The organism is Haloarcula sp. S1AR25-4, from assembly GCF_031624555.1.
Lineage (GTDB): Archaea > Halobacteriota > Halobacteria > Halobacteriales > Haloarculaceae > Haloarcula > Haloarcula pellucida.
The window spans coordinates 219,001-238,106 of the sequence record NZ_JAMQOR010000002.1 but is presented as its reverse complement, the minus strand read 5'-3'; the positions used below and the strand labels follow the sequence as shown (position 1 = coordinate 238,106).

18 protein-coding genes and 1 tRNA gene are annotated in these 19,106 nt (G+C 66.8%); 7 read left to right on the top strand and 12 right to left on the bottom strand.

Features of this window, described 5'->3' with window-relative positions; translation table 11 throughout:
- Window positions 1–8: 8 nt before the first annotated feature.
- Both NDI85_RS09880 and NDI85_RS09875 read right to left on the bottom strand, forming a co-directional pair.
- Window positions 9–1,232 (bottom strand): FAD-dependent oxidoreductase, encoded by a 1,224-nt coding sequence (locus tag NDI85_RS09880; protein WP_310915659.1) that lies wholly within the window; start codon window positions 1,230–1,232, stop codon window positions 9–11.
- A gap of 59 nt (window positions 1,233–1,291) precedes the next feature.
- Window positions 1,292–2,332 (bottom strand): zinc-dependent alcohol dehydrogenase family protein, encoded by a 1,041-nt coding sequence (locus tag NDI85_RS09875; protein ID WP_310915658.1) that lies wholly within the window; start codon window positions 2,330–2,332, stop codon window positions 1,292–1,294.
- Window positions 2,333–2,404: 72 nt separating this feature from the next.
- Here NDI85_RS09875 and NDI85_RS09870 point away from each other — a divergent pair, with 72 nt between their 5' ends.
- On the top strand, window positions 2,405–2,785 hold the full coding sequence (locus NDI85_RS09870; RefSeq protein WP_310915657.1) for a nuclear transport factor 2 family protein: 381 nt from the start codon (window positions 2,405–2,407) through the stop codon (window positions 2,783–2,785).
- 260 nt (window positions 2,786–3,045) lie between these two features.
- Window positions 3,046–3,288, top strand: coding sequence for a PRC-barrel domain-containing protein (locus tag NDI85_RS09865; RefSeq protein ID WP_310915656.1), 243 nt, complete (start codon window positions 3,046–3,048; stop codon window positions 3,286–3,288).
- A gap of 170 nt (window positions 3,289–3,458) precedes the next feature.
- On the opposite strand, the gene NDI85_RS09860 is transcribed toward NDI85_RS09865, so the two are convergent.
- Window positions 3,459–3,602 (bottom strand) — tRNA-Met (locus NDI85_RS09860).
- Window positions 3,603–3,736: 134 nt separating this feature from the next.
- Between NDI85_RS09860 and NDI85_RS09855 the strand changes: the two genes are divergently transcribed.
- Window positions 3,737–4,714 (top strand): hypothetical protein, encoded by a 978-nt coding sequence (locus tag NDI85_RS09855; RefSeq protein ID WP_310915655.1) that lies wholly within the window; start codon window positions 3,737–3,739, stop codon window positions 4,712–4,714.
- A 132-nt stretch (window positions 4,715–4,846) separates the two neighbouring features.
- Here NDI85_RS09855 and NDI85_RS09850 read toward each other — a convergent pair whose 3' ends face one another.
- Window positions 4,847–5,215, bottom strand: a complete 369-nt coding sequence (locus NDI85_RS09850) for a DUF5830 family protein (RefSeq protein WP_188998854.1) — start codon at window positions 5,213–5,215, stop codon at window positions 4,847–4,849.
- Between the two features lie 74 nt (window positions 5,216–5,289).
- On the opposite strand from NDI85_RS09850, the gene NDI85_RS09845 reads away from it, so the two are divergent.
- On the top strand, window positions 5,290–5,952 hold the full coding sequence (locus NDI85_RS09845) for a TVP38/TMEM64 family protein (protein WP_188998851.1): 663 nt from the start codon (window positions 5,290–5,292) through the stop codon (window positions 5,950–5,952).
- Here NDI85_RS09845 and NDI85_RS09840 read toward each other — a convergent pair.
- Window positions 5,927–8,479: a PAS domain S-box protein gene (locus NDI85_RS09840; RefSeq protein WP_310915654.1), complete on the bottom strand. Its 2,553-nt coding sequence runs from the start codon at window positions 8,477–8,479 to the stop codon at window positions 5,927–5,929. The two genes, NDI85_RS09845 and NDI85_RS09840, sit on opposite strands and share 26 nt — an antisense overlap.
- A 45-nt stretch (window positions 8,480–8,524) precedes the next feature.
- Entirely contained in the window at window positions 8,525–8,647 is a 123-nt protein-coding gene (locus tag NDI85_RS09835; RefSeq protein WP_255491948.1) for an HVO_2523 family zinc finger protein, read from the bottom strand.
- An 86-nt stretch (window positions 8,648–8,733) separates the two neighbouring features.
- On the opposite strand from NDI85_RS09835, the gene NDI85_RS09830 reads away from it, so the two are divergent.
- Window positions 8,734–10,254: a molybdopterin-dependent oxidoreductase gene (locus NDI85_RS09830; RefSeq protein ID WP_310915653.1), complete on the top strand. Its 1,521-nt coding sequence runs from the start codon at window positions 8,734–8,736 to the stop codon at window positions 10,252–10,254.
- Window positions 10,255–10,295: 41 nt separating this feature from the next.
- On the opposite strand, the gene NDI85_RS09825 is transcribed toward NDI85_RS09830, so the two are convergent.
- On the bottom strand, window positions 10,296–10,826 hold the full coding sequence (locus tag NDI85_RS09825; protein WP_310915652.1) for a dihydrofolate reductase family protein: 531 nt from the start codon (window positions 10,824–10,826) through the stop codon (window positions 10,296–10,298).
- Between the two features lie 91 nt (window positions 10,827–10,917).
- Between NDI85_RS09825 and NDI85_RS09820 the strand changes: the two genes are divergently transcribed.
- A complete protein-coding gene (locus NDI85_RS09820) occupies window positions 10,918–11,208 on the top strand; it encodes a hypothetical protein (protein WP_310915651.1) in 291 nt (96 codons plus the stop codon).
- 76 nt (window positions 11,209–11,284) lie between these two features.
- Here the strand turns inward: NDI85_RS09820 and NDI85_RS09815 are convergent, their stop codons facing one another.
- Window positions 11,285–14,473 (bottom strand): adenosylcobalamin-dependent ribonucleoside-diphosphate reductase, encoded by a 3,189-nt coding sequence (locus tag NDI85_RS09815; RefSeq protein WP_310915650.1) that lies wholly within the window; start codon window positions 14,471–14,473, stop codon window positions 11,285–11,287.
- Window positions 14,474–14,968: 495 nt separating this feature from the next.
- Here NDI85_RS09815 and NDI85_RS09810 point away from each other — a divergent pair, with 495 nt between their 5' ends.
- The gene (locus tag NDI85_RS09810) at window positions 14,969–15,157 is read left to right on the top strand and encodes a hypothetical protein (protein WP_310915649.1); all 189 of its coding nucleotides are present in this window, start codon (window positions 14,969–14,971) and stop codon (window positions 15,155–15,157) included.
- Here the strand turns inward: NDI85_RS09810 and trpG are convergent.
- The 4 genes from trpG to trpD are packed head-to-tail and all read right to left on the bottom strand — an operon-like array spanning window position 15,154 to window position 19,023.
- A complete protein-coding gene (gene trpG, locus NDI85_RS09805; protein ID WP_188998827.1) occupies window positions 15,154–15,762 on the bottom strand; it encodes an anthranilate synthase component II in 609 nt (202 codons plus the stop codon). The genes NDI85_RS09810 and trpG overlap by 4 nt on opposite strands.
- A complete protein-coding gene (gene trpE, locus NDI85_RS09800; RefSeq protein WP_310915648.1) occupies window positions 15,759–17,387 on the bottom strand; it encodes an anthranilate synthase component I in 1,629 nt (542 codons plus the stop codon). The genes trpG and trpE overlap by 4 nt, the downstream gene beginning before the upstream one ends.
- On the bottom strand, window positions 17,384–18,031 hold the full coding sequence (locus tag NDI85_RS09795) for a phosphoribosylanthranilate isomerase (RefSeq protein WP_310915647.1): 648 nt from the start codon (window positions 18,029–18,031) through the stop codon (window positions 17,384–17,386). The genes trpE and NDI85_RS09795 overlap by 4 nt, the downstream gene beginning before the upstream one ends.
- Window positions 18,028–19,023 carry an anthranilate phosphoribosyltransferase gene (trpD, locus tag NDI85_RS09790; protein ID WP_310915646.1) on the bottom strand — a complete coding sequence of 332 codons (996 nt, stop codon included), beginning with the start codon at window positions 19,021–19,023 and terminating at the stop codon, window positions 18,028–18,030. Before trpD ends, NDI85_RS09795 begins: the two co-directional genes overlap by 4 nt.
- Between the last annotated feature and the right edge of the window lie 83 nt (window positions 19,024–19,106).

The window sequence follows — 19,106 nt, the reverse complement described above, 5'->3', positions numbered from 1 at the left end:
GTCACCAGTCAGCCACGCGTGACGACGTCTTCGTCCGTCGGCCCCTGTCCGTCGTATCTCGCGACGAACTCGTCTAGCCTGTCGCCGTCGTCCGCGCCGGGCAGGCGTCGAGTCGCCGTCTCGCAGTCGGCCTCGACGCCGAGTCGCTCGCAGACGAGGTCCGTCGTCGACGCTGCCATCTGCCGGTAGGTGGTCAACTTGCCGCCGACGACGCTGACCAGATTCTCGACGCCGTCGTCGGCGTGATCCAGCCTGAAGAACCCCCGCGAGATCCCCCTCCGGTCGCCGTCGCCCTCGTCGGGCGCGTACAGCGGTCTGACGCCCCACCACGTCCGGACGACGTCGGCGTCCGCCACCGGCGGCAGCATCGCCGCACACTCCTCGATGGACCGTTCGACCTCCCAGTCGGCCCTCTCGTAGTCGTCGGGGTCCGAGACGGGGACGCTGGTCGTGCCCAGTACCGCCTCGCTCTCGTGTGGGACGACGATGTCGCCGTCGTCGGGGTCGCGACACCGGTTCAGAACCGGCCCGAGCGAATCGTACTCGACGGAGACCATCACGCCCCGCGCCGGGGCCATCTCCACGTCGACGCCGGCCTTCGCCGCGACCTGCCCTGCCCACGCGCCGGCCGCGTTGACGACGTAGTCGGGATCGACCGTCTCGTCGGCGTCGCCGCCGAGCGTCGCGGCCGTCACCCGCCCGTCGGTGACAGTGAGCGATTCGAGGGGCGCGTGCGGGTGAATCGTCGCGCCGTTGGCCTCGGCGTCGGCCGCGTTCGCGGCGACGAGACGCGAGGGGTAGATGACGGCGTCCGGAACTCGCATCGCGCGTTCGACCTCGGGAGAGAGGTCCGGCACCAGTTCGCGGGCCGCGTCCGCGTCGAGTTCGTCAGTCTCGATGCCGACGGCCTCGCAGGCGTCACGCTTCGCTTCGAAGTACTCGGGGTCGTCCTCGGTCAACTGGACGAACAGGCCGCCGGTGTCGCGGATACACTCCCCGGCGACGTCTCTGAGGATCCGGTTCTCCTCGATACACTCCTCGGCGCCGGTCGCGTCGGCCTCCGCGTAGCGCGCACCGCTGTGTAAGAGCCCGTGCGAGCGACCCGACGTTCCGCTGGCGAGGCCACCGCGTTCGGCCAGCGTCACGTCGACGCCGCGGAGCGAGAGGTCACGGGCCACACCGACGCCGGTCGCACCGCCGCCGACGACCAGTACTGTCGTAGAGCGTGTCATCACCAGATATTGGTCTGGATACACATGGGCCTAGCGCTCGGGCCGGGCGCTCGACCCACCTACGGTTTGACGAGGACCTTGATGGCGTCGCGTTCGTCCATCGCGCGGTAGCCCTCCGGCACGCCGTCAAGGTCGACCGTCTTGGTGAAGATGGGCGACGGGTCGAGCGTCCCCTGCAACACGTCGGCCATCAGGTCCTCGGCGTAGGCCCGGACCGGCGCGACGCCGCCGCTGAGAGTGATGTTGTCGCCGAACATCCCGAAGAGGTCGAGGCCGTCCTCGTTCACGCCGTGGGGGACGCCGACGTAGCCGACGGTTCCGCCCGGCCGACACACCTCGATGGCGGTCTCCATCGCCGACGCGGCACCGACACACTCCATGACGTGGGTCGCACCGCCGTAGGTCGTCTCGATGGCTCGCTCGATGGCCTCCTCTCCGCGGGCGCTGATAGTCTCGGTGGCACCGAACTCCCGGGCCAGTTCCAGTCGGTCCTCGTGGTGTCCCATCGCGACGATGCGCTCGGCACCGAGTCGACGCGCGGCGAGGACCCCACACAGACCGACCGCGCCGTCGCCGACGACGATGCAGGTGTCGCCCTCGCCGACGCCCGCGCTCACGGCGGCGTGGTGGCCAGTCCCCATCACGTCGGTCAACGGCAGCAACGCTTCCAGCATGTCCTCGTCGTCGGCGTGCCGGTCGGGGACCCGGACGAGCGTCCCGTCGGCCGTCGGCACGCGGACGTACTCTCCCTGTCCGCCGCCGTTGTCGCCGCCCCACGAGTCGCCGTTGACACAGGAGGTGTGCAGTCCCTTGCGGCAGAACTCACAGTGCCCGCAACTGACGACGAAGGGCGCGAACACCCGGTCGCCGGGTTCGACCGAGCGCACGTCCTCGCCGACTGCCTCCACGATGCCCATGGGTTCGTGGCCCACGCGGGAGCCCTCCTCCCGGTCGCTCTGGCCCCGATAGAACCACAGGTCGGAGCCACAGACTGCCGTGTGTGTGATGCGGACGACGGCATCGGTCGGCGACTCGACTTCTGGCTTCGGAACCTCCTCGACGGTTATCTCGCCGGGGCCGCGATAGATGGCTGCGCGCATACCCGGCGTTCGGGCCGGGCGTGGAAAACCGTTCGCCCACAGTAGTAAGGTCCATCGCCGGCATGTCCCTGTATGGATGCCAGAGCGACCATCCACGACTACTACGACTCGCTGCGACACGGTGCGCCGTTGGACACCTTCTTCGCCGACGACCGGCCGGCCGACGACCCCATCGTGAAGTTCGGCCTTTCCGAGCGCCTCGTCGGCTCCGACACGATTCAGGAAGGCCTCCGCGACCAGACCGCGTCGACGAGCGACTGGACCGTCGAGAGCCACGACCTCCGGGTCACACAGCGCGACAGCGTGGCGTGGTTCAGCGACGTCGTGGCGCTCTCCTGGGACGAGGGCGACGCCCACCACGAGTTCTACACCCGCTGGAGCGGGACGCTCGAACACCGCGACGGCGACTGGCGGTTCGTCGGGATGCACGTCAGCGTCGCGACGGAGTTGTAAGCAGGCCGTCTCACAGTGCCGTGGGAGCGCACACTCTTCACTGACCCCATCGAGCGCGGTCGTGACTGGGCGATAGGCCCCGCGCGAACGACGTCCGACGCGACGCTCCGCGGCGAGTATCGCTGGAGCGGGACAGTATCACCGACGTCGACACACCGCGAGGTCGGACCATCGTTTGTGACGACGAGCGCTATGTGGCAGCGATAAATTAATGAAAGCTAGCCTGTATATTTATCCCGCTCCACGGCGATGGTAGTGACATGTCCCAGGTCCTCGCAAACGAACTCGCTGACAAGCGGGTACTAACGACAGACGGACAAGAGATCGGCACCCTGTACAGTATCACGGCAGATCTGGATTCTGGCGCGCTGGACACGCTCATCGTGGAAACGGACCGTCACGAGGTGTACGGCATCGAGAGCAACGCCAACGGACGCGTGTCGCTCCCGGCTGACACCCTCAAGGCCATCTCCGAGCACGTCGTGATCACGCCGCCGGAGTGACCACCACCGGCGTCGCAGAACACGACTCGTACTGTGACATCGGCGACGTCCGACGCCGTCGTCGAGGCCGCGGTCCGGTGACTCGCCGCACAGGAGTCCCAACGAGAGCGGCAGCGTCCTTGATCCGGTGGTGTAGCAGCCGCTCACTGAGGTTCGCAGTAGTCGAAAAGTGCCCGGGGAGGGCTCCGAACCCTCGATCTCCGCATAACCCAGGTCCGGGGTGTGACGAGCACCCCACGGGTCATGCCGGTTGGTACCGCATGAGTCGTCAGACCCTATGAGTGCGGCGCTATGTCCAGCTAAGCCACCCGGGCTCGGGTGCACTCGATCGTTGGCCGCTTTCCGTCTTGAAGGTTCTCATCTGCCGTGGGGCTGTGGGACTCTCTCACGGCGGCCGCCCGCTCGGGGGACCCACGGATTTAAGCCACCACGCTAGTATGCACCCTGCATGGAGATTCCCGACCTCGTCCGGCAGGAACTCGGGGACGAGGAGATCCAGGCCGGCGTCAACCTCGGCGACGAGGACGCTGTTTGTTTCACGCCGACCCGGACGCTCGTCTACCGCGGGGAGGGGTTGTTGAGCGACGAGAAGGTCACAGCCCACCCTCACGACTTCGAGCGCCTGACGATATCCGAAGGCCGACGAAAGACCAAGTTCACGCTGTATTACACCGACGAGAAGCGCGACTTCGGCGTGCCGAACGACCGCGCTGGGACCATCCTCGAACGGTTGCTAGAGGGCAAACTCCGCGTCTCGAACGGTATCGACGCCGACGAGAGCGTCACCGGCGTCTTCCGGTTCAGCGAACTCACGCTTGTGGTCACCGACACGCAACTGCTGAAGCATCTGGGCAACGTCACGTGGGACGCCGACTACGAGGCCTACCTGTTCGAGGACGTCACCGGCCTCGACTTCGAGGAGGGCAGTGTCGCGACGGCCATCGTCCTCTCGGTGAACGACCGCCCCGAACGCATCAAGGCCCCGGCCGAACAAGCTCCGATGGTCCGAAAGACGCTGCAGGAGGCGCTCTTTGCCTACCACGACGTCTCGTCGCTTGCCGACCTGAACGCGAAGGTCGGCACCGAACCGGAGGACGGGAGCGACGCCGGCGGCGGCCTCGGCCTCGAATCCGGTATCGACCCGCTCGTCGGCGACGACGAGGAGGCCGACGAGGACCAGTCCGAGCAGCGCTCCACGCAGTCCGCTGCGGCCGCGACACAGCACCAGTCGTCGACGGCCGACGCCGAACCGGCGACGAAGTCGACCGTCCAGCCGTCGTCGTCGACGGACCGCGGCGGTGACGTCGAAGCCCTCGAACGACAGGTCGCCGAACTCACGGCGGCCGTCGAACGCCAGACCGAGCGCATCGAACGCCAAGAGCAGACCATCAAGACGCTCATCAAAGAGCTTCGACAGGGGCGCTAGACCAACGGCGACGGTCCGGTTCTCGCTACACGTCGCCGAAACCGCTTCCGAGGTCACCCGCTCGCTGTTGCTCTGCGGCTCGCGTTGCTCACCGCGTCGTTCGAGGGACACGCCTTCCGGTCGTGTCCCTCGCTACTCCCGCCCCAGCACTTTCCTGATACACGTCGACCCGAACGGTCCCAACTCGCCGCCGTCGAACTGGACGAAGTGGCCCGTCGAGATGCTCGCGCCGCAGCGCTCACAGGAGAAGTCGCCCTCGCGGACCACCACGTCGCCCTCGAAACTGACGTAGGTGCCTCGCGTGCGGGGGCGAACGAGGCCCTCCTCGCGGTCGATGACGCCGCGCATCGCTGCGGTGTCGAGAATCTCCCGTTGGAGGCCGGGATTGGTGGTGACCGTCTCGATGCGGTCCATGGCCTCGGCTACCGATAGCTCCTCGTGTTCGAGGTGGGCGAGCAGTTCGACCCCGAGTTCGACGGGGTCGCGGTCGGCGTCGTCCACGCCGGCACGTCGTCCGCCACCGGATTAACGCTTACCACAAGAGGTTTGCCGCTCGCTGTCACTGTCTCGGGTAGATGGACCGTCTGGTGAAGCGGCAGGTGGTGGGGTCGGCCGCACTCCTCGCCGCCGTGGCCGTGGCCGCGCTGGTTCTCTCGCCGGCCCACATCATCCGGGAAGCGATGCATCTGGCCGACCACCCCGTGTATCTGGCGGGCCTCATCGTCGCCCTCTATCTCGTCCGGCCGCTGTTCGCGTGGCCGACGATGCCGCTGTCGGCGTTCGTCGGGTTCGTCCTCGGCGTCGAGTGGGGGTTCCCTGTCGCGCTGATGGGCGCGCTCGTCACCTGCCTCATCCCGTACCGGTTCGCACGGAAAGCCGGTGAACAGGGCGGGATGTTCGGCTGGCTGGGCGAGTCCGGCCAGCGAATCATGTCGGTGACCGGCGAGACGCGCGGGGTTCTCGCCGCTCGTCTCTCTCCCGTCCCGGCGGACCCGGTGTCCTACGGCGCTGGCTTCGCCGACGTCTCGACCCGGGCGTTCGTCGTCGGCACGTTCCTCGGCGAGATTCCGTGGGTCGCGGTCGAGGTGATAGCCGGCGCGTCGATGCGCTCGCTCACGCTGACTGGCCTGTCTATCGAGGCCCTGCCGCACCTCCTCTCCCTGTTCGGAGCCATGGCGGTGCTGGTGCTCGCTGGCCCGACCTACCGGCACTTCAGCGGTCGGCCGGAGTCGTCCTGAACTCGAAGCGTGCGCCGCCGGTCGCGCTCTCGGTGGCTTCGACCGACCACCCGTGTGCGGTGGCGATGTCTTCGACGATAGCGAGGCCGAACCCGGTCCCGTGGTTGCTTGAGGTATAGCCTCGCTCGAAGATTTTCTCATGCGTCGCCGGCGGGATGCCCCGGCCGTCGTCAGCGACGACGAAGCCAGCGGTCGACGCCCCGTCCGCCATCGTGTCGACGGTCACGGTGAGGTCAGCAGTCTCGGATCCGGTGTCCGCACCGTGTTCGACGCTGTTCCGGAACAGGTTCTCCAGCAGTTCTCGAAGCCGAGCGGGGTCGGCCTCGACGGTCGTCGTGGCGGCACAGTCGAGCGTCGCACCGCCGGTATCGACGTTGGCCCACGCCTGCTCTGCGGTGGTCCGGAGATCGACTTGCTCCGTGGTTCCGACGGTTTCGCCCTGTCTGGCCAGCGACAGCAGGTCTTCGATGAGTCGCTCCATCCGGTCGGCCGCGCCCGCCGCGTCGCCGAGGTGGTCGATGTCGCCTGTCTCTTCGGCCAGCGTGAGACGCCCCTGAACGACGTTGAGTGGGTTTCTGAGGTCGTGGCTGACGACGCTCGCGAACTCGGCGAGGCGCTCCTCGCGCTCTTTTCGCTCGGCGATGTCACGGATGACGCCGGCCGTTCCGGCGAACTCGCCGTCGGGCGCCGGGAGGAGCGCCATGTTGTTCTCCGACGGAATCCGTTCCCCGTCCCGCGTCACGATGTCCATCTCCAGCGTGCCGCTGTTGGCGTCGTCGTCGTCCAGCAGGTCCTGTATGATCTGCTCACCGCGTTCCAGTCCCTCGTCGGTCATGACGACCCCGATGTGTTCGCCGACGAGTTCTTCGGGGCTGTACCCGGTCATCGGTTCGATGGCCTCGTTGACGAACGTAAACACGCCATCGTCGTCGAGCGTGTAGACGGGGTCGTCCACGGCCTCGACGATAGTCTCGTAGCGTTCGAGTTCCCGTTCGCGTTCGGTGCGCTCGGTGATGTCACGGATGACGCCGACGGACCCGACGAACTCGCCGTCGTCGTCCACCAGCGGCGCGACCTTGTCCTCGTTCACCGTCCGGTTCCCGTCGGCGTCGATGGTGTGCATCTCGAACGTGGCCCACGTCCGGTCCGGGTCCGAAAGCAGTCGCTCGATGATATCGTTCCCCGTCTCGACGTCTTCTGGGGGCATGAACTTCGTGGGCTCTGTGCCGATTATCTCCTCGCGTTCGTACCCGAGATGGTCCACCATGGCGTCGTTGGCCATCCGTATCGTCCCGTCGGCATCGAGGACGTACATCGCGTCGCCGACGTTCTCGACGAGGGTCTCGTACTGTTCGAGTTTTCGTTTGCGGGTCTTGCTGTCGGTGACATCGCGGGCGATACCGGCGACGCCGAGAACCTCTCCGTACGGGTCCTCGATGCGCGACCCGCGGAACTCGTGGGGAATCAACTCGCCGTCTTTCGTCTGTATCGGTAGTTCGACCGTCGTGTGGCCCTCCGCGGCAGTCTCTTCGAGACGGTCCAGCAGCACGTCGTGGTACGCCTCGGGGAACAGGTCGAGGGCGTGCATCGAGGCTATCTCCTCCTCACTGTAGCCGGTCACGTCGAGGACGGTGTCGTTCCATCGGAGCAGCTCGCCGTCCGGGCTGACGAGGTAGAACACGTCGTCGATAGCGTCGACGAGCGTCTCGGTGAACTGTCGCGTCTGCTCTAGTTCGCGCTCGCGCTCCTTGCGGGCGGTGATGTCGGTGACGAAGCCTTCGAGCAGTTCGACGCCCTCGTCGTCGGTGCCGACGAGCCGGCCTCGTTCCCAGAGCCACCGCGTCTCGCCGTCGGCCGTCTCGACCTTATAGGTGACTTCGAACGGTTCGTCTGCGGCGAGACAGGTCTGAACCCGCTCCCAGAGGTGGTCCGTCTCCGTCTCTTCGATGAGGTCGCCCCACGTCACCTCGCCGGACTCTACGGTCTCCGGGGCGTACCCGACCAGTTCCTCGGCGCCGTCGCTGACGAACTCCATCGGCCACTCGGGTTCGTTCCGTGCGCGGTAGACCATCCCCGGGAGGTTCGAGATGAGCGTCGAGAGTTGCCGCTCCGACTCCTCTAGAGCGGCCTTCGCTCGGTTCTCGCCGACGGCGCGTCTGATTCTGTTGGCCAGTACGGCGTACTGGTCGGTGCCGACGTCCTTCTGGAGGTACTCGGTCACGCCGGCCGAGATGGCGTCGCTCGCTATCTCCTCGTTGCCCTTCCCGGTAAAGAGGATGAACGGCAGTTCCGGGAACTCCTCGCGGACCGCCTTCAGAAACTCCAGCCCGTTCATGTTCGGCATATCGTGGTCGCTCACCACGCAGTCGAACGGTTCGGACCGGAGCCGTCCGAGCGCAGCGCGGGCGTCCCGCTCAGAGACGACGTCGATGCCGCCGTCAACCCGTTCCAGATGCATCGCGGCGACATCCCCGAACTCCGATTCGTCGTCGACGTGGAGCACGCGAATTTCGCCATCGCTACCCATTGTACTACGTCTGCGGTTCCATCATAATAAAGCCGCCAGCAGCCGTCAGTAGAACGTATCAGCGCAGTCATATACGACGCCGTGTTCCGGGCAGACGTACTTACAGTGCCGATGGTACATCGCACGGTCGCACATCGGACAGGGCCGCCCGCCTGACTCGTCGCTCATACGCCGTGGGACGGACTCCTGACGCTTCGCTCTTTGGGGTCGAAATTGGAACAACGCCTTTTGTCGGGTAGCGCCTCGGAGCGAGTATGACCGACGACGTCCTCGACACGAGGGGTGGGCGGGTACTGGTCAGCGTCGCCGCCGGGGTGGCCGGTCTCGCGGGCTCCTACGCCGTGACGGGGAACGCGCCGGCGTTTCTGGCCTCGCCAGTCGAACGGACGCTCGCTCGCACTCTGCCCGGCGCGATAGTCTCGTTCGCGATTACGACGCTCGGGAGCCTCGGCCAGCAACTCAATCTGCTGACCGCCGTCGTCGTCGCGGGCCTCTTCGTCGCGCTGTCGGCACGGGCAGCCATCCTCGCCGGAGATGCGGCCAACAACCGCCTGCTCCCGAGCGTCGGGACGGCCGTCGTCACGTGGGCCGTCGCCGTCGCACTCACGGGTGAACCCGTCCTCTCGGCGGGCGCGGCACTGCCGGCGGCCGGCGTCGTCGTCCTCGCACAGGCACTCGACGCCGCCGGTGGCCACACCACACCTATCTCCTCGAAGCGTCGTCGGGCGCTCTCGACGGTCGGCGTCGCCCTCGGTGCGAGCGTCCTCGGCTACAGACTCGGCGGACAGCGGACGCCGACGGCGACGGCGGCGGACGCCCCGACGCTTGCGGCCCCCGGTGCGGACCTCGACGACGCACAGACGAAACTCGACGCCGCCAGCGACCGGTCGCTGGACGTCGACGACCTCGACTCGCTGGTCAGCGAGACGTTCTTCGAGGTGGACATCAACTCCATCGACCCGCAGGTCGACGCGGGCGAGTGGACGCTCTCGGTCACCGGCGCCGTCGAACAGGAAGTCACCCTCGACTACGACGAGTTGCAGGGAATGCCCGCCGAGAACCGCTTCTCGACGCTCCGCTGTGTCGGAGATTCCCTCAACGGCAAGAAGATGGACACGGCGCTGTGGACCGGCGTTCCGGTCGACCAGTTGCTCGACGAGGCGGGGATTCAGAGCGGGTGTGAGTGCGTGATGCTCCGCGCGACAGACGGCTACTACGAGGAGTTCCCCATCGAGGCGCTCCGCGGCGGTCTGCTGGTCTACGGCATGAACGGGAAGGTCCTCCCGCGGGGCCACGGCTACCCCGTCCGGGCACTCGTCCCGGGCCACTGGGGCGAGGTCAACGTCAAGTGGCTCACCGAAATCGAAGTGCTCGAACGCGAGGCCGAAGGCTACTGGGAGCAACGCGGCTGGCAGGGCACTGGGCCAGTCAAACCCGTCGCCAAGCTCCACCACGCCGAGCTGTTGGACGACGGCCGCCGGCGACTGGCGGGCCACGCCTACGCCGGTCTTCGCGGTATCTCCCGCGTCGAAGTCTCCACCGACGGCGGGGAGACGTGGGCCGACGCGACGCTCTCGGACCCGCTTCCGGCCGTCGACGGTGACGGGGCCGCCGAGGACGCGTGGCGGCAGTGGGTGTACGCCTACGACCCGCCCTCCGGCGGACACACTGCGGTCGTTCGCATGGTCGACGGTGAGGGAACCGTCCAGACTGCCGAGGAGACGAACCCCGTTCCGAGTGGTCCCTCCGGGTGGGTCAGTCGGGAGTTCGCCTGACTGCGGGCTACGGTGGTGGTACGGACCCGCCCGCCGACTGGCTACTCGGTGTCGATTTCGTACGCCAACTCGACGAGCCCGTTCGCGTACTCCGTCGTCTCGACGAGAGTCAGCGCCTGTCGCGGTCCGTCACCGAACAGGGAGATGCCGCCACCGAGAAGTATCGGGACGACGGCCAGCCGAAGCCGGTCGACGTGTCCCTCGCGGAGGAACGCCTGTGCGAGTTGCGCGCCGCCGACGAGCCAGATTCGGTCGCCCCGTCGTTCGAGACGTTCGGCGAGTTCGTCCACACCGCCGGAGACGAACTCGACGGTGTCCGCCGCGCGCGGCAGGTCCCTGCTAGTCACGACGTACGTCGGTCGGCCGTCGTACGGCCACTCGCCGAATCCCAGCACCTGCTCGTACGTCGTCGACCCCATCACCAGACAGTCCACGTCGTCGAAAAACGCGTCGTAGCCCTCGCTGACCTCGTCTGACTGGAACCCGTCTAGCCAGTCGACGCCGCCGTCCGCCGTCGCGACGTACCCGTCCACGCTGGTCGCGACGTACAGGACGGTAGTGCTCCTATCCATGACCGACGTTCGCTCCGCGTAGGCATATCGCTGTGCCCACGCCGATACTCACAGAGACAACACACATGCCCGTCGGCCACGAGACGCCGATATGACCGAGACGATTACGGGCGAGGTCATCCACGTCGTCCCGCCCGAGGACCTCGACGACTACGAGCTAGACCCCGACTTGCAGTCGCTTGCCGAGGCCCGGTACGTCCTCGTCTGTCGGAAGGGCGGCCGCCCCTCGTGGGTCGAACGGGCCGTCGCCTTCTTCCGGCGGACGCCCATCGAACCGGTGACGCTCGTCGCCGACACGGCCGCCGAGGAGGGCGAGGACGTGACCGCGAGCGTCGAGGAGACCGGCGTGACCGGGGTCTACGACGTGGTCGAGTTCCGATAGAAAACCGCTCCGCGCGGGTGAAAAACGGGCTCCGGTGTCACACGCTCCGTCTGGCCGCTATCGCAGGCCGGTCAGTTCAGCACTCGGACCAGCCACAGGACTCGCAGGTCTTACAGCCCTCCGAGTAGTACAGCGAGAGCGACCCGCAGTCGGGACACTCGGGGCTCTCGCCGGCGTCGATGAGTTCCTGCTGGTCGCCGGTCGTGCCGGCGTCGGCGTTCGGGCCGTCGGCGGTCTGGGTACCGCTTGGCTGGGCCGCCGGACCGCCATCAGACTGCGTCTGATGTGCTCCGGCGTCTACGGACGCCGGACCGCCGTCCGTCTGTGTGGCGGCGTCACGCTCGGCTTCCTCTTCCTCGGCCGTCTCCTCCAGCGTGACCTGCTGGGGGTAGGCCTTGTCGACGTCGCCGTCGAGGTAGCGGCGCAGGGCCGTGCCGATGGCGTCCGGGATGGACTGAATCTGTTCGCCCTTGTCCCAGGCGACCTTCGGCGACCGGATGCCCTGCAGTTCGTCGGCTATCTCCTCGGGGTCGACGCCCGAGCGCAGCGCCGTCGAGATGGTCTTCGCCAGCGCCTCGGTGAAGGAGGCGGTGAAGCCACCGGAGTTGCCGATGTTGGCGAACAGTTCGAACGGCCGCTCTGCCTCGGGGTCCTCGTTGATGTTGACGTACAGTTTCCCGTAGCCGGTGTCGATGCGCTGGGTGACGCCGTGGAGGACGTCGGGCCGCGAGCGCTTGCGGGCGAAGTCGGACTGCTCGCCGTCTGCGACCGAGAGCATACCCTCGACGGAGTCGTCCAGCGCCGCCTGCACGGCCTCGTCCTCGAGGAATCCCTCGATACCGCCGAACATCTCCTCCAGCTGGGCGACCAGTTCCTCGGTGTCCATGTCCGAGAACTCGGTGTTCTGGGCACGGGTCGTCAGCACCTGCTTCGAGCGGGTGCCGTCGCGGTAGTAGGTGACGCCCTTGCCGCCGTGTTCGTAGATGTACTCGAACACTTCGGCGGCGTCCTCGACGGTGGAGTCGTTCGGGGCGTTGACCGTCTTCGAGATGGCGGAGTCGACGCCCTCCTGACAGGCGACCTGCACGCCGGCGTGGTCCTGTGCGGAGAGGTCGCCGGTCGTGACGAACAGTTCGCCGATGGCATCGGGCACCGTCGAGAGGCCGTCGACGCCGTCGAACTCGTTGTTGGCCATCTGCTCTTGGGCCTCTTCCTTGACGGCCTCGACGTCGATGTCGTTGTCCTCCAGTGCGCGCAGGAAGTAGTCGTCGAACTCGACGAGCATCTCGTCGCCCTGGACGTCGTCGGAGACGTTCTTGTAGTAGGCGACGTTGTAGATGGGCTCACACCCGCCGGTGGTGTTGCCGATCATCGACGTGGTGCCGGTTGGCGCGATGGTCGTCGTGTTGTGGTTGCGGATGGGGAAGCCCTCGGCCCAGTCGTCGGCGTCCTCGCCGGTCTGCTTCTCGAACCACTCGCGGTACTCGGTGGGGTTCGCGTACTTGGAGTTGTCCCACTCCTCGAAGGTGCCGCGGTCCTCTGCGAGTTCGCGGCTGGCCTGCTTCGAGCCGTGGTTGATGTGGCGCATGACCTGCCGGGCGATCTCGTTCGCCTCGGGCGAGCCGTACTCGACGCCGAGCTGGATGTACAGCTGTGCCAGCCCCATGATGCCGAGGCCGATCTTGCGCATCTCCCGGACCTTCTGCTCGATTTTCTCGACCGGGAAGTCCGACATCGTGACGACGTTCTCGAGGAAGCGAGTGCCGAGTTCGATGCGCTCGTTCAGTTCGTCCACGTCCAGCGCCTCGTCTAAGAACGCCTCGATGGCGGCCTCCTGCGTGTCGTACTCGTCTGCGTGTTCCTCGGCCCAGACGCGGTAGTCCGGCGCGTCGAGCGCGGCGAGCGTCGAGAGGTTGATATGGCCGAGGTTACAGGCCTCGTACTCCTCTAGTGGCTGTTCGCCACAGGGGTTGGTCGCGAGAATCTGGTGCTCGGGGTGTTCCTCGACGTCGAAGGAGTGCTGTTTGTTGACGCGTTCGAGGTAGATGACGCCCGGTTCGCCGTTCTCGTGGGCGCCCTGCACGATGCGTTCGAACAGTTTCTCGGCGGGGATAGAGAGCTCCTCACCGACGTCGACGTACTCGCCGAGGTCGAACATCTCGTACAGTTCCTTGGTCTCGGCGGTGGCGACGTGTGGTTCCTCCGTGCGGGGGTTCGTGAAGGTGAACTCCTCGCCGTTCTGGAGAGCCTCCATGAAGTCGTCGGTGATGCCGACGGAGATGTTGAAGTTCGAGAGGTGGCCCTCGACGGCGTTCCGGAGGTGCTTCGGGACCTTCCCGTCGTCGTCGATGAGTTCGCGGGCCTCTTCGAGCGCTTCGGCGAAGGAGTTGTGCGTGAAGTCGTCGGGGTCGTTCAGACGCAGCGTCTCGGCCAGCGAGACGTCCTTGTTCTTCGCGTGGATGAACTGGATGACGTCGGGGTGGGAGACGCGCATGACGCCCATCTGGGCGCCACGACGGGCCCCACCTTGTGCGATGGTCTCGCACATCTGGTCGTACGTTCGCATGAACGTGATGGGGCCGGAGGCGATGCCGCCGGTCGACCCGACGGGGTCACCGTACGGGCGAAGCTTCCAGAACGCGTACCCCATGCCACCGCCGGACTGGAACACCTGCGCCGCTTCTTTGGCGGTCTGGTGGATGTCGTCGATGTCGTCGGCCGGCGAGTCGACGAAACAGGCCGAAAGCTGCTGCAGTTCGTCGCCGGCGTTCATCAGCGTCGGCGAGTTCGGCATGAAGGAGAGCTGTTCCATCTGCTCTTGGAACGCGTCGGCCGTCTCCTCGACGTGGTCGCGTACCTCGTCGGGGAGTTCCGGGACGACCGTTTCGTAGGCGAACTTGTTGACGTTGTACACCGAGAGCGTCGTCTCGACGTCGTCCTCGGCGGTGGTTCCCTTACCGAACACCTCGGCGGCGAGTTCGTCGCGTCGCGGGTGGTCGGGCTTGAGTTGGTCGGGCGTGACGGTGACCTCGACGTCGCGCTTCTCGGCCTCGAAGACGGCCTCGGCGAGTGCGATGTTCTTCGCGACGCGGTCGAAGAGGTCCTCGGGGTCCTCGACGAGGTCGCCGTCGGCGTCCTTCCGCAGATAGCGAGCAGGCAGAATGTTGTTGTAGGCGTTGCCCGTCAGTCGCTCCTCGATGGTGTCCCCGTCGGTACGTTTGATGGGGAGCGTGAGTTCGTCGGCGGAGAGTTCCGCGTCACTCATTCGGCGTCCCTCCTACCGACAGCGTCCGTCTGCCGGTCGATACCCCTCTCGACTGCTGGCCGAGTTCCTGTCATTTCTGGCGGCGAATACGTATTCATGGATGGCGTATAACCCTTGCTTTCTCCAACTTTTGTCAGATTCCGTAGCTATCAGAGAGTCGAGACTACGGTGGTTGTGGGTCGGTGCTGGCGACACGCACGGAATAGTCGTGTACGACCACTAGCAACGTCGGTTACTCCTTAATGGTGAGCAGACCGCAGTGAAAGTGAAAACGCCCCACCTACAACCACCGGACAGCGACCTGAGATCCAGTAGAAACGAGCGGGGGTTTCGAGTGGAGGTTTGGGCACACCCCCGCCATATTTCGGGCCGCATAGACTGCGTCAGACGTCCCGCAGTCTGGCGATTATTGCCGCGCTGGGTCGCCGTCTTGCGGTGCGGGCCAGTTACCAACTAGCCACGAAGTATATGTGTCCGTCTCGCGTGAATGACGATATGTTCTCGCTGTTGCAGCTAGGGTCGCTCGGGTCCCCGCCGTCGTTGCTCGTCGGCCTCGTCCTCGTCGCACTCGTGTTGCTCGTGGGGCGATTCGTGCTGAAAGTGGCGTGGCGCCTCGTCCTCCTCGCTATCGTCGCCATCACGGTACTGTGGATACTTGGAATGCTCGGGATTCAAACAATTTAGACGGTCGCGAGGAAGTTCCGGACGACGTCGTGACCCACGGCGGTCAGTACCGACTCCGGATGGAACTGTACCGCTTCGATAGGGTATTCGCGGTGTCGAACGCCCATCACGAGTTCGGTCCCGTCTGCTGTCGTCGTCGTGGCCGTCACGTCGAACGCTTCGGGCACTTCGGACGCGACCAGTGAGTGGTACCGGCCGCCCTGAAACCCCTGTTCGAGGCCGCGGAAGACGCCCTTCCCGTCGTGGTCGATGGGGAACGCCTTCCCGTGAATCGGTTCGGGGGCGCGGCCGACGGTGCCGCCGTAGGCGTACACCGCCGCTTCGAGGCCGAGACAGACGCCCAGAGTCGGAATTTCCGGACTTAGCTCCCGGAGGACGTCCATCGTCACGCCGACGTCCCGGTCGTTCTTCGGATGACCCGGACCGGGCGAGAGGAGTATCGCGTCGGGGTCGAACGCCCTCACTTCTTCGAGGGTCGCCGTGTTGCGGACGACCTCCGTCTCCGCGTGTTCGGAGACGTACTCCACGAGGTTGTAGGTAAAGGAGTCGAAGTTGTCGACGAACAGCACACGCAGGTCGTCGGTGGCCGGTTGCTGTGTGCTCATCGGTCCACCTCCGCGTCGACGACGGCACCGCCGGGCGTCTCGATGCGTTCGAGCGCTGCGAGCACCCCGTCCATCTTCTGTTCGGTCTCGACGTACTCGCTCTCCGGGTCCGAATCCGCGACGATACCGGCCCCGGCCTGCACCGTGACGCGGTTGGACCGCTCGCCGGCGTCCGGCGCGGCGTCCGGGAGCGAAACCCCGTCCTCGACGGTGGCCGAGCGGATGACGATGGCGAAGTCGGTGTCGCCGTCCCAGTCGAAGTAGCCGACGCCGCCGCCGTAGGGGCCCCGGGGAGACCGTTCGAGTTCGTCGATTATCTCCATCGCGCGAATCTTCGGCGCGCCCGAGAGCGTGCCGGCGGGGAACGTCGCCCGCGTGGCGTCGAAGGCGTCACAGTCCGCGGCCAGCGTCCCCGTGACCGTCGACTCAATGTGCTGGACGTGGCTGTACTTCAGGACGTTCATGAACTCTTCGACCCGGACCGACCCGGCCTCGGCGACCCGCCGGACGTCGTTTCGCGCGAGGTCGACGAGCATCGTGTGTTCGGCCCGCTCTTTCCCGTCGGCGAGCATCTCGCCGGCCAGCCGTCGGTCCTCGACGGGCGAGTTCCCGCGCGAGCAGGTGCCCGCGATGGGGTTCGAGACGACGCGGTCGCCGGCCACGGAGACGAGCGTCTCCGGACTCGCGCCGACGATGCTCAGGTCGTCGTAGCCGAGCAGGTACATGTACGGCGAGGGATTGACCTCGCGGAGCGCCTCGTAGAGACCCAGCGGGTCGACCTCGCCGTACAGTTCGCGGGTCCGGGAGACGACGCCCTGATAGATGTCCCCCGAGAGGACGTACTCTTTCGCGCGCTCGACGGCGTCCTCGTACTCGTCCTGCGGACCGGCCACCTCGGCCTCGCGGGTGAACCCGCCGGTCGAGAGGTCGTCGGCCCCGGTGAGTGCGGCTTCGATGCGTTCGGCCTCGGCGACGAGTTCGTCGTAGCGCGCGCCAGCGTCCTCGCCCACGCGGACGACGGGGGTAAAGACGAGTTCGACGCTCTCCTCGACGTGGTCGAACCGGAGCGTCGCCGTCGTCAGGACGAACTGGGCGTCCGGGAACCGGGAGTCCGGCCGGTCGAGTCCGACCTCGTCCAGCCAGAGGTCGTAGACGGCGTCGTACGAGAGGAAGCCGACGAGGCCGCCCTCGAGGTGCTGGCGGTCCATCTCGGGGAACCCGCGCAGTTCCACGTCCGGCATCGCCGCCCGCAGGTCGTCGACCACGTCGCCGCCGTCGGTCGTCACGAGGTCGGCGTAGCGGTCGTCGAACACCTCGACGTCGCTCTCCTCGCCGGTCACCGTCACGACCGCTCGCGGGTCGTAGCCGACGAACGAGAAGCGGGCGTGCCGGTCGTCGGTCTCCGGGGCGAACGCGCCGTCGGGGTCGCTGGAGGCGACCTTCTCGGCGCTCTCTAGGAGGAAGGTGTAGTCGTTCGACTCGACGTCGCTGGTGCGACCCGACAGGGCCGCGTACGCCGCCAGCGGTTCGATGTCGACGTCGAGTTCGGCCGCGGCCCGCACGACGACCGGCCGGTCGGCCTCGGCGTGTTCGAGGAACGTCTCGCGGGAGACGTCGAGGGTCACGCCGACACCTCCGCGTCGGCGGCCGCGACGGCCGCGACGAACCGCTCGACGGCGTCGTGGTCTTTGACCCCGCCGCTGGACTCGACTCCACTGGCAGTGTCGACGGCGAACGGCTGTACTGTCTCGACGGCCTCGGCGACGTTCGCTGGCGTGAGACCGCCCGCGAGAATCACGGGCACGTCGACAGTCTCGACGAGTTCGCGGGTCCGCTCCCAGTCGTGTGTCTCGCCGGTGCCGCCCGCACCCTCGTCGTCGACCGAGTCCACGAGGAGGGCGTCGGCGTGGGCGGCGTAGTCGGCGAGGTCGTCGGCCTCGGCGTCGACGACCGCGATAATCTGCTGTGTGACCCGCCGGGAGAGCGCGCCCAGTTCCGGCGGCGTGAGGCCGTCGTGGACCTGCACGGCGTCGGGGTCGACCGCGTCGACGCGGACGACGGCCTCCTGGACCGTCCTCGGCATCGTCACGAGGACGCTGGTCACCAGCGGCGGGACCCCTTCGACGAGGTCGGCGGCGGTGTCCTCGTCGACTTCACGCGGGGTGTCGACGGGGACGCCGTGGATGACGCCGACGGCGTCGGCCCCCGCCGCCACGACGGCGTCGCGGTCCTCGGGGGTGGTTACGCCACAGATCTTCACTCGCGTCATGCGCCGACGAGGTCCTCTAGCTTCTCGGCGGCCGCGCCCGAGTCGATGGCCTCTCGGGCGAGTTCGACGCCCTCCGTGTGCGTCTCGGCGACGCCGGCGACGTAGATGGCGGCACCGGCGTTCGCGAGGATGATGTCGCGTTTCGCGCCGGTGACCTCGCCGGAGACGATGCCGCGCAGGTCCTCGGCGTTCTCCTCGGGAGACCCGCCGGCGACGGCCTCGATGTCGTGGGTCTCCAGTCCGATGTCCTCGGGCGTGATGCTGTACTCCGAGATGGAGTCGCCGGTCACCTCGGCGACGGTGGTCTCGCCGTGGATGCCTATCTCGTCGAGGCCGCTCCCGTGGACGACGAGTGCCCGTTCGACGTCCAGACGGGCCAGCGCTTCGGCCATGATCGGGACGAGGTCCGGGTCGTAGACGCCCAGCACCTGCGCGTCGGCGTCGGCGGGGTTCGTCAGCGGGCCGAGGATGTTGAAGACGGTCCGCATCCCGAGTTCCTTTCGCGGGCCGATGACGGCCTTCATCGCCGGGTGGAAGACGGGTGCGAGCATGAAGCCGATGCCGTCGCGCTCGATTCGGTCCTTGACGGCCGGCGGTTCCGCGTCCACGTCGACGCCGGCCACTTCCAGCACGTCGGCGCTGCCCGAGGACGAGGACACGGAGTAGTTCCCGTGCTTCGCGATCGGGACGCCCGCACCCGCCGCGACGATAGCACTCGTCGTCGAGACGTTGATCGTGTCGTAGTCGTCCCCACCGGTCCCGCAGGTGTCGACGAGGCCCGCACGGTCCGGTTCGATGGTCCGGGCGGCGTCGCGCATCCCCTGTGCGAACCCGGCTATCTCGCCCTCCGTCTCTCCTTTCGCCCGGAGCGCGGTCAACAGGGCGCCGATTTGGGCCTCTGTCGCTTCTTCGAAGACGAGCGTCGCGACGTCCCGTGCCTCGTCCTGTGTCAAGTCCTCACCGTCTGTGACGCGTTCGATGTACTCCTGCATGACATTCACCAATGAGCTATTTCGTGTTGTGATGTACAAATCCGTACACTGACTTAAGGCTATCGGGGAACCACCAGACGGGC